This window comes from Novosphingobium rhizovicinum, from assembly GCF_040813635.1.
Lineage (GTDB): Bacteria > Pseudomonadota > Alphaproteobacteria > Sphingomonadales > Sphingomonadaceae > Novosphingobium > Novosphingobium rhizovicinum.
The window spans coordinates 1-8415 of sequence record NZ_JBFNXR010000026.1 but is presented as its reverse complement, the minus strand read 5'-3'; the positions used below and the strand labels follow the sequence as shown (position 1 = coordinate 8415).

The 8415-nt window shown below is 61.3% G+C and carries 8 protein-coding genes and 1 pseudogene; 5 read left to right on the top strand and 4 right to left on the bottom strand.

Annotation, left to right across the window (positions count from 1 at the left end):
* Window positions 1-64 precede the first annotated feature (64 nt).
* Window positions 65-1236 (top strand): IS3 family transposase gene (locus ABUH87_RS08450; RefSeq protein WP_367769135.1). Its coding sequence is split into 2 segments (ribosomal slippage): window positions 65-317 and window positions 317-1236, totalling 1173 coding nucleotides; the frame shifts between segments, so codons are not numbered across the junction.
* Between the two features lie 192 nt (window positions 1237-1428).
* Complete coding sequence (locus tag ABUH87_RS08445; protein ID WP_419956681.1) at window positions 1429-2064, top strand: helix-hairpin-helix domain-containing protein; 636 nt, start codon at window positions 1429-1431, stop codon at window positions 2062-2064.
* A gap of 301 nt (window positions 2065-2365) precedes the next feature.
* Here ABUH87_RS08445 and ABUH87_RS08440 read toward each other — a convergent pair whose 3' ends face one another.
* Window positions 2366-2626: a hypothetical protein gene (locus tag ABUH87_RS08440; RefSeq protein WP_367772474.1), complete on the bottom strand. Its 261-nt coding sequence runs from the start codon at window positions 2624-2626 to the stop codon at window positions 2366-2368.
* 967 nt (window positions 2627-3593) lie between these two features.
* Here ABUH87_RS08440 and ABUH87_RS08435 point away from each other — a divergent pair.
* Together ABUH87_RS08435 and ABUH87_RS08430 are read left to right on the top strand one after the other, a co-directional pair.
* A pseudogene (locus ABUH87_RS08435) lies at window positions 3594-3840 on the top strand (AbrB/MazE/SpoVT family DNA-binding domain-containing protein).
* The gene (locus tag ABUH87_RS08430) at window positions 3837-4226 is read left to right on the top strand and encodes a type II toxin-antitoxin system VapC family toxin (protein WP_367772472.1); all 390 of its coding nucleotides are present in this window, start codon (window positions 3837-3839) and stop codon (window positions 4224-4226) included. The pseudogene ABUH87_RS08435 and the gene ABUH87_RS08430 overlap by 4 nt, the downstream one beginning before the upstream one ends.
* A gap of 78 nt (window positions 4227-4304) precedes the next feature.
* Here ABUH87_RS08430 and ABUH87_RS08425 read toward each other — a convergent pair whose 3' ends face one another.
* From ABUH87_RS08425 to ABUH87_RS08415, 3 genes are all read right to left on the bottom strand, one after another.
* A complete protein-coding gene (locus ABUH87_RS08425) occupies window positions 4305-5006 on the bottom strand; it encodes a WecB/TagA/CpsF family glycosyltransferase (RefSeq protein ID WP_367772470.1) in 702 nt (233 codons plus the stop codon).
* Window positions 5007-5158: 152 nt separating this feature from the next.
* Complete coding sequence (locus ABUH87_RS08420) at window positions 5159-5968, bottom strand: class I mannose-6-phosphate isomerase (protein WP_367772468.1); 810 nt, start codon at window positions 5966-5968, stop codon at window positions 5159-5161.
* Window positions 5965-7002 carry a mannose-1-phosphate guanylyltransferase gene (locus ABUH87_RS08415; protein ID WP_367772466.1) on the bottom strand — a complete coding sequence of 346 codons (1038 nt, stop codon included), beginning with the start codon at window positions 7000-7002 and terminating at the stop codon, window positions 5965-5967. Before ABUH87_RS08415 ends, ABUH87_RS08420 begins: the two co-directional genes overlap by 4 nt.
* 209 nt (window positions 7003-7211) lie before the next feature.
* On the opposite strand from ABUH87_RS08415, the gene ABUH87_RS08410 reads away from it, so the two are divergent.
* Window positions 7212-8383 (top strand): IS3 family transposase gene (locus ABUH87_RS08410; protein ID WP_367769135.1). Its coding sequence is split into 2 segments (ribosomal slippage): window positions 7212-7464 and window positions 7464-8383, totalling 1173 coding nucleotides; the frame shifts between segments, so codons are not numbered across the junction.
* Window positions 8384-8415: the final 32 nt, after the last annotated feature.

Here is an 8415-nt window from a genome sequence, read left to right as displayed (position 1 = left end):
TGACCTGACCCCCTGATTTTCCTCCACGCTCGATTAGAGTCCGGTCCATGGAAGGACGGACGAGATGAAGCGTAAGAGGTTTTCAGAAGAGCAGATCATCGGCGTGCTGAAGGAAGCCGAGGCAGGGGCGAAGACCGCAGACCTGGCACGCCGGCACGGGGTGTCGGAAGCGACGATCTACAACTGGAAGTCGAAGTATGGCGGGCTCGAGGTATCCGAGGCTCGGCGGCTGAAGGCACTCGAGGACGAGAACGCGAAGCTCAAGCGGCTGCTGGCCGATGCGATGCTGGACCAGGCTGCGCTGAAGGATCTTCTGTCAAAAAAGTGGTGACGCCCGCCGCCAAGCGGGAAGCTGTGGCTCATCTCCGGGCCTGCCACGGGATGAGCGAGCGGCGGGCGTGCCGTGTCGTTGGTGCCGATCGCAAGGGCGTGCGCTACCGCTCGACGCGGGCCGACGATGCCGAATTGAGAGAGAAGCTGCGCGAGCTGGCGAACCAACGCCGGCGGTTCGGCTATCGCAGGCTGCATATCCTGCTGCGCCGGGAGGGCGTGATGATCAACCGGAAGAAGACCCAGCGGATCTATCGGGAGGAAGGACTGGCTGTCAGGCGGCGGCGCAGCCGCAGACGTGCGATCGGCGCGAGGGCGCCGGCACCGGTTCTGGCCCTGCCGAACCAACGCTGGAGCCTGGACTTCGTGCACGACCAGATGGCGTCGGGCCGGCGGTTCCGTGTGCTCAACGTCGTCGATGACGTGACCAGGGAGTGCCTGGCAGCGGTGCCGGACACGTCGATCTCCGGGCGCCGGGTGGTGCGCGAGCTGACCGAGCTGATCGCGAAGCGTGGCAAGCCGGGGATGATCGTCAGCGATAACGGCACGGAACTGACCTCCAACGCCGTGCTGGCATGGTGCGGGGAAATTGGCGTGGAGTGGCACTACATCGCGCCCGGCAAGCCGATGCAGAACGGCTATGTCGAGAGCTTCAACGGCCGCATGCGCGATGAGCTGCTCAATGAGACGCTCTTCCTCAGCCTCGATCACGCCCGCGCCGAGATCGCCGCGTGGGTGGAAGACTACAACCGGGAGAGGCCGCACTCGGCCCTTGGATACGACACCCCGGCGGCGTTCGCCGCCGAACTGCAACAGCAATGGCCTGCTCCGCTACGCCCTACGGGCTCCGCTGCGCAGCCCATTGCTTCAACCGCGCTCATGCGCAAAACAACCGCCCGGCTCTAATCCCAGCTGGAGGAAAGCTGGGGGTCAGGTCAGGGGCGCTGCGTTCCTCGGCGGATAAGAAGGTTCGGTAACTCGCCGCTGTCACGTAGCATTCAAAACGTCGTTTAGGTTTTGAGGTTCGAGAGGCTGACCGGACGAGCGCTGGTCAAAAGAGCCCTGTAGCGCCCGGCCGCGCTCACTCGTCGGCACCAGATCCTGACCAGTATCGCCCGCGTCGGATATCGAAGCACTCGATCCGCAGGCGACCGCACAGCGTCGCCAAGCGAACAACTGGGCGGCCTGGTCGAGCGCGTCACCTCCCATAATGCCGACAGCGGCTTCTGCGTGCTGCGCGTGAAGGTACGAGGGCAGCGGGACCTGATCACCCTCATCGGTCAGGCTCCGATGGTATCGGCGGGTGAAGCGGTTCAGGCCACCGGATCCTGGACCAATGATCGCGACCATGGTCTCCAGTTTCGGGCAGAGTTCCTGCGCGTGAGTGCGCCGACGACAACCGAAGGCATCGAGAAATATTTGGGATCGGGCATGATCCGGGGGATTGGCCCTGTCTACGCCCGCAAGCTTGTCTCTGCGTTCGGGGCGCATGTGTTCGACATGATCGAGCAGACGCCCGACCGCCTGCGCGCGATTGCCGGTATCGGACCCGCGCTAGCCGGCCGCATTGTGCTTGGGTGGGCCGAGCAGAAGATCATACGCGAGATCATGCTGTTCCTCCATTCGAGCGGTGTCGGCAGCGCGCGTCAGACAAAAGTCGCCGACTGGCTCAAGTATCGCGAAACGGTTCGGCAAAAACTGGCGCTGGCGATCCATGATTTCACATGGATGTAGGAAGAACCAGGGCTGATCGAACTCCGAAGCTGAGGGCCTTCACGCCACGGGTCCCTCAGGGAAACGTCAGCCCCTGCACGCCAGACTATAATCATCCAATTACGACCGTACCCGCGATAGTACACGCGCAGCAACGCCACTTTGCACCTGCAATTGGCGCCCATAGCGCAGCGCTGTAGACGGCGAGGACCAGCGTAATGTGAGCGCAATACCTGCCCCGTCCTCGCCAGCTGCGAACAGATCCTGCGTTAGTCCGACCCGCAGGCTGTGGGGTGATAGGGCCGCAATCGTCGCGTTGAGTTCACCCGGGGGGGGCATCTACCAACCCTGCCGCAGCCGCGGCGAAGGCAATGCGCCGATAGATGCCGGTTACACCTTGGCGCGTCAGCGGGCGGTCACCAACGGTGTACGTGACCAGCAGCACAGCGTCATCTGATGCGTCGCCCCACCGGGCATCAGCAATCTCCTTGGCCCGCTGCCGTCGCCGATCAATCCCGACGCGCCGAAATAGCACACCCTCGCTGATGCCACTCTCTGCGCGCCAAGCCGCAACACGACGCATAGTGTCAGCCGATAACCAAGCCCAAGCGCCAAGGCCGTCTTGATCGGTTTTTGACCGTGGGAGATGAAGTAGCCCGGTGCCATCGGCTTGCGGACGTACGTCCTTCTTCGACAGCGGTGAGTTCGCTGACACGCAACCCTGCATCGTATCCCACTGAGAGCAGGGCAGCATTGCGCAAGCCCTGAAGGTCGTCGCCGCAGACCTCAAGCATAGCCGATATCGAAGCCTTGGGTTTCGCCAAGGCTGCTGCCAAAACACAGCGGAGCCGCTTGCCGCTTGCCGCTGTGCCGCGCCCCGACGTCTTCGGACGGCACGTAGCGCATTGCGCACCATAGGTGCGCTTGTGGGCAGAACTTCACCCCCGATCTCCAACATGCGATGGATGGTAGCGATACTGGCAATACGCCGGGCCAAGGTGGCAGGCTTTTTGCCATCAGCCTCGAGCGATCGCAAATAACGGACAATATCTTCCGGGTGGGCCGGCAAGGCACGCCGGTATTTGGCGGTGCACCAAGCAAGCAAGCAGTCGAGATCGGCAACAATTGCCAGCTTGGAGGCTGGCGCCATGGCTTCAAGTGCGGTCTCGAGGCCCAAGGCACTAATCGGCGGCAGGTGCGGCGGCGCAGCGCGAGCCAAGGACGCAATCAGCCGTTGATCCGGCGTGAGCGGATGCCGGTCGCGGGCACGGCGCTGTGGCAACAGACCCGCACCTCGCACCATGATAGTGGCTCTGATGCCATCTGGGCGAACACTGGTACATGATGTTGCTTCGAAGCCCAACTTTGCAATGCTTGCCGCATCTTCGCAATCTGATCCCCACATTATGGAAAGTGCTGATCTTCCAGTGCCAGGGGGGCGACATGTGTGTCATACTGTCTATGCTGAGGCACGTAAGCGTCTTCGTTGCACACATGACCTTTTAAGGATAAACGTCGCAGCGTTCCTCACATCTAAATCTGAGCCAACAATGACCATCCAAGTCAATATAACACCAAAATGGACGGATGAGCCTTCCGGCTGATATCCGGAAGCGCTTGGGACTCACCGGTGGCGGTGCAGTCTATCTCGATGAAACTGACGACGGAGTGGTTTTGCGCACAGCCGCTCAAGCTGTGGCTCGCGCTCAAGCCTTGGCCAAGCGCTACACGGCCGACAACCCCGAGGCATCAGTTGACGCCTTTCTTGCCCGTCGGCGCGAGGAGAGCGGGGAATGAGCGAGCTGGTGCTTGATGCCTCGGCATTGCTAGCGATGCTCAAGGGAGAGCGCGGTGCCGCCAAGGTTGCTGGCGCCATCGCCGGTGCACGGATCACCTCTGTCAATTACGCCGAGGTGGTCAGTCACTTTGTTCATGCCGGCATGCCTGAGCGCGAAGTGGATGCCATGCTTGATCCGCTGCCGATGACGGTAGTACCCGTCGAGAAAGCATTGGCGCAGCTAGCCGGTCGCATGCGGACAGAGACGGCGGAAGCGGGTTTGTCGATAAGAGATCGCTTCTGTCTTGCACTCGCCCGGCGAGACGGTCTGCCTGCGTGGACCAGCGATCAGGCGTGGAAGAAGGTGGCCGATGCAGTCGACGTTAAAGTGGTGACGGTCCGCTAATCTATAGTGCGTGAAGAGCAGAAAAAGCCGGGGCGGGTTCGGCTCTCACCCCTCCTCCACATCCCGCATCGACCGACATCAGCTTTGGCCGGGAATGGCTGGAATCGTGCCTTCGCGACGATCTGACGTCGCCATAGACGCAAGGAAGGTGGCATTACCAATCAGGTAACGGTGGGCCAACCGCCTCGGCTCGAGGAGAAAGCGAAAGATCCATTCCATGCGCAACTGACGCACCCATAAAGGCGCTCGCCGCGCCGTGCCGGCATAGAAGTCGATCAGTGCGCCCACGCACATAACCGTGGCGTGGAGGCGGTCTATGTTCTTAGCGACCCATATTTCCTGGCGCGGGTGTCCCATGGCGACGAGGACGACCTCGGCACCCGACGTGGCAATCCGACTTATGAGATCTGACTCGTCTTCTTCCGCAAAGAAACCATGCTGGATGCCGACAACCTCAATATGCTTGTGCTGCAAGCCTATGGCTTGGGCCGCACGTTCGGCCACTCCAGGCGCAGCACCCAGAAGAAAAAGGCGCGTCCCCCTAGGCAGCCGGTCCAGCAATTCAGGAACAAAGTCGGTGCCATTAAGATTGGCAGGAAAAGAACTGCGGTAGAGCCACCGGCTTGCCAAATCGACGCCGATCCCGTCGTTTAGCACGAGAGCTCGCTGCAGCGCGCGTGCGAAGCCCTCTGTCTTTCGCGCCATGTTGACGGTGTGGGCATTAGCAAACCCGATCATGTAGGGGCGTTTCACCGCAACGGCAGCAAGGGCGAGCGACAAAGCTTGCTCCTTCTCCAACACCGCAACGTCGATCTTGCCGATGCGCCGAACCCTAATCGACGTGTCTATCATCTCGGTCATAGGCGTGTTCTCGGCTAAAGAATGGCATTACTGGACGGAACCGGCCACTGGATCGATGCGGATGGCGCCGATTACTCGCAGGGGGCTGCAATAAGGCTCAGTCCTGAACTGGCGAAATCCACGTCAGCGATGCTGTCAGCAAGGGCGCAGCCGCCAGGTGCAATCTCCATTCCAGCGACATGGACCGGGCCCTCGCGCGGAATAACAAGCAAGCGACCTTTGTAGCGGTCACGTGTGCCGGAATCGGGAGCGCCCGCTACTTGGTCGAGCATAAACAGCGGACCGCTCACCAGTGACGCCGAGTTGCCAGCAGGCGCCTTACCCTTGCAGGCCTGCGGGTATGGCTCGCCCTTCGCAATTGCCATGCCTTCGTCCAGGTGCAACTCACGCGGGCGCCCGTAGTCATAAAGACGATAGGTAATGTCGGAGTTTTGCTGCACTTCAATCAGGCTGATCCCCGCACCGATGGCGTGGACTGTGTTGGCCGGGATATAGAAGAAGTCTCCTGCCGATACGGTGTGCCACTCCATCAGGTTCTCGATGGAGCCATCAAGCGCGGCTCGGCGCATTGCCTCCTGATCAAGGTTCTGCCGAAAACCGATACCGAGCTTGGCGCCTGGTTCGCTGTCAACGATCAGCCAGCATTCTTCCTTCCCTTGCTCTCCAATGCCATTGGCCAACGTTTGTGCGTCCGACGGGTGGACCTGCACGGACAGTGCCTCACTGGTGAAAATGTACTTGACCAGAAGCTCTGGTAATTCTGGGGGTGGCTCGAACCAGATTTCGCCGATCCGCTGCCCAGCGGGAGCGACAAAGGGCGCCGGTAGAACGGCGCACCCCCACGGCTTCTCAATCAGTCGCATAGACAGCGGACCACTCATTGGTTGACGGCTCCTGTGAGCTTGCCAACCTGCTGCGTGCCTGCAGCCGTCGTAATCATAACGTCATTGCCATCTACCACGATGTAGACATCCGACAGCCCGATCACGGAAATCCGCGGCCCATCACTGTCGGCCAAGACGTTTCGGCAATCGACCAGTTCGACATTACCACGTACTGAGTTACCCGCCTGATCGCGCTCACGTGCGGCATGCAGCGCCTGCCAATTGCCAATGTCTGACCAAGCCATATCGGCAGGCACCATTGCTGCTCGTTGCGTGTTCTCCATCACCGCGTAATCGACGGACTCGCTTTCCACCTCGGCGAACGCTGAAGCATCGGGGTGAAAACTATGTCCCTCTTCCCAGCCCCGGGCAACCGCCTCTCGTACTTGCTCGAGTAGGTTGGGACGGTGGGCGCATAGCTCACGCAGGAAGTCGCTTACGCGGAATGCAAATATTCCGCCATTCCAGGCATAGATGCCCTCGGCCAGGAAAGCCTTGGCGCGATCCAGATCTGGCTTCTCGATGAACTGCTCAGTGCGAAAGCCGTGCTCGTTGATAGGCGCGCCCCGCTTGAGGTAGCCGAAGCCGGTCTCGGGAGACGTGGCTTCGATCCCGAAGGAAACAAGCCAACCCTCCTGCGCCAGCTCTGCTGCATTGCACGCAGCCTGTGCAAACGCTTGCGGGTCGCCGATATGATGATCGCTGGGACAGACCAGCATTATCGCGTCTTCCGGAAGCCGCAACGCCGCAAGCGCGATTGCCGCCGCAGTATTGCGGCCGACGGGTTCGACGATGATCTTAGCCTCGTTTTGCTGTCCGAGCTGGGCCTCAACAAACTCAAGATGAGAAGCCCCTGTCACGACAACGGGCGCGGCAAAACCCTTGTCCCTCGGGCATCGTCTCAGTGTTGCTTCGAACAACGTGTGGTCGTTGACCAAGGGGAGAAAAGGCTTGGGTTTGACTGCCCTGCTTCGAGGCCACAGCCGTGTGCCGCTACCGCCGCATAGAATTACAGGTATGAGTTGGCTCATAGTTCTTTCACTATCCTCCGCCTCGGCGTTGTCACGCAACCCCGGGTAGGTTGAGGTTATGGAGCTAACAGCTCTTTGTTGCGATCATGCACCAACGAACGTCCTCATTTCCAGACTTTTAATTTCGCTGTTGCGGTATGGGGGGTGACCTGACCCCCTGATTTTCCTCCACGCTCGATTAGAGTCCGGTCCATGGAAGGACGGACGAGATGAAGCGTAAGAGGTTTTCAGAAGAGCAGATCATCGGCGTGCTGAAGGAAGCCGAGGCAGGGGCGAAGACCGCAGACCTGGCACGCCGGCACGGGGTGTCGGAAGCGACGATCTACAACTGGAAGTCGAAGTATGGCGGGCTCGAGGTATCCGAGGCTCGGCGGCTGAAGGCACTCGAGGACGAGAACGCGAAGCTCAAGCGGCTGCTGGCCGATGCGATGCTGGACCAGGCTGCGCTGAAGGATCTTCTGTCAAAAAAGTGGTGACGCCCGCCGCCAAGCGGGAAGCTGTGGCTCATCTCCGGGCCTGCCACGGGATGAGCGAGCGGCGGGCGTGCCGTGTCGTTGGTGCCGATCGCAAGGGCGTGCGCTACCGCTCGACGCGGGCCGACGATGCCGAATTGAGAGAGAAGCTGCGCGAGCTGGCGAACCAACGCCGGCGGTTCGGCTATCGCAGGCTGCATATCCTGCTGCGCCGGGAGGGCGTGATGATCAACCGGAAGAAGACCCAGCGGATCTATCGGGAGGAAGGACTGGCTGTCAGGCGGCGGCGCAGCCGCAGACGTGCGATCGGCGCGAGGGCGCCGGCACCGGTTCTGGCCCTGCCGAACCAACGCTGGAGCCTGGACTTCGTGCACGACCAGATGGCGTCGGGCCGGCGGTTCCGTGTGCTCAACGTCGTCGATGACGTGACCAGGGAGTGCCTGGCAGCGGTGCCGGACACGTCGATCTCCGGGCGCCGGGTGGTGCGCGAGCTGACCGAGCTGATCGCGAAGCGTGGCAAGCCGGGGATGATCGTCAGCGATAACGGCACGGAACTGACCTCCAACGCCGTGCTGGCATGGTGCGGGGAAATTGGCGTGGAGTGGCACTACATCGCGCCCGGCAAGCCGATGCAGAACGGCTATGTCGAGAGCTTCAACGGCCGCATGCGCGATGAGCTGCTCAATGAGACGCTCTTCCTCAGCCTCGATCACGCCCGCGCCGAGATCGCCGCGTGGGTGGAAGACTACAACCGGGAGAGGCCGCACTCGGCCCTTGGATACGACACCCCGGCGGCGTTCGCCGCCGAACTGCAACAGCAATGGCCTGCTCCGCTACGCCCTACGGGCTCCGCTGCGCAGCCCATTGCTTCAACCGCGCTCATGCGCAAAACAACCGCCCGGCTCTAATCCCAGCTGGAGGAAAGCTGGGGGTCAGGTCA

What these genes read in the sequence shown, in the direction of transcription:
- ABUH87_RS08440 (WP_367772474.1), bottom strand. Translation starts at nt 2,626, where the DNA reads ATGCGTCGTGTTGCGGCTTGGCGCGCAGAGAGTGGCATCAGCGAGGGT.
- ABUH87_RS08430 (WP_367772472.1), top strand. Translation starts at nt 3,837, where the DNA reads ATGAGCGAGCTGGTGCTTGATGCCTCGGCATTGCTAGCGATGCTCAAG.
- ABUH87_RS08420 (WP_367772468.1), bottom strand. Translation starts at nt 5,968, where the DNA reads ATGAGTGGTCCGCTGTCTATGCGACTGATTGAGAAGCCGTGGGGGTGC.
- ABUH87_RS08415 (WP_367772466.1), bottom strand. Translation starts at nt 7,002, where the DNA reads ATGAGCCAACTCATACCTGTAATTCTATGCGGCGGTAGCGGCACACGG.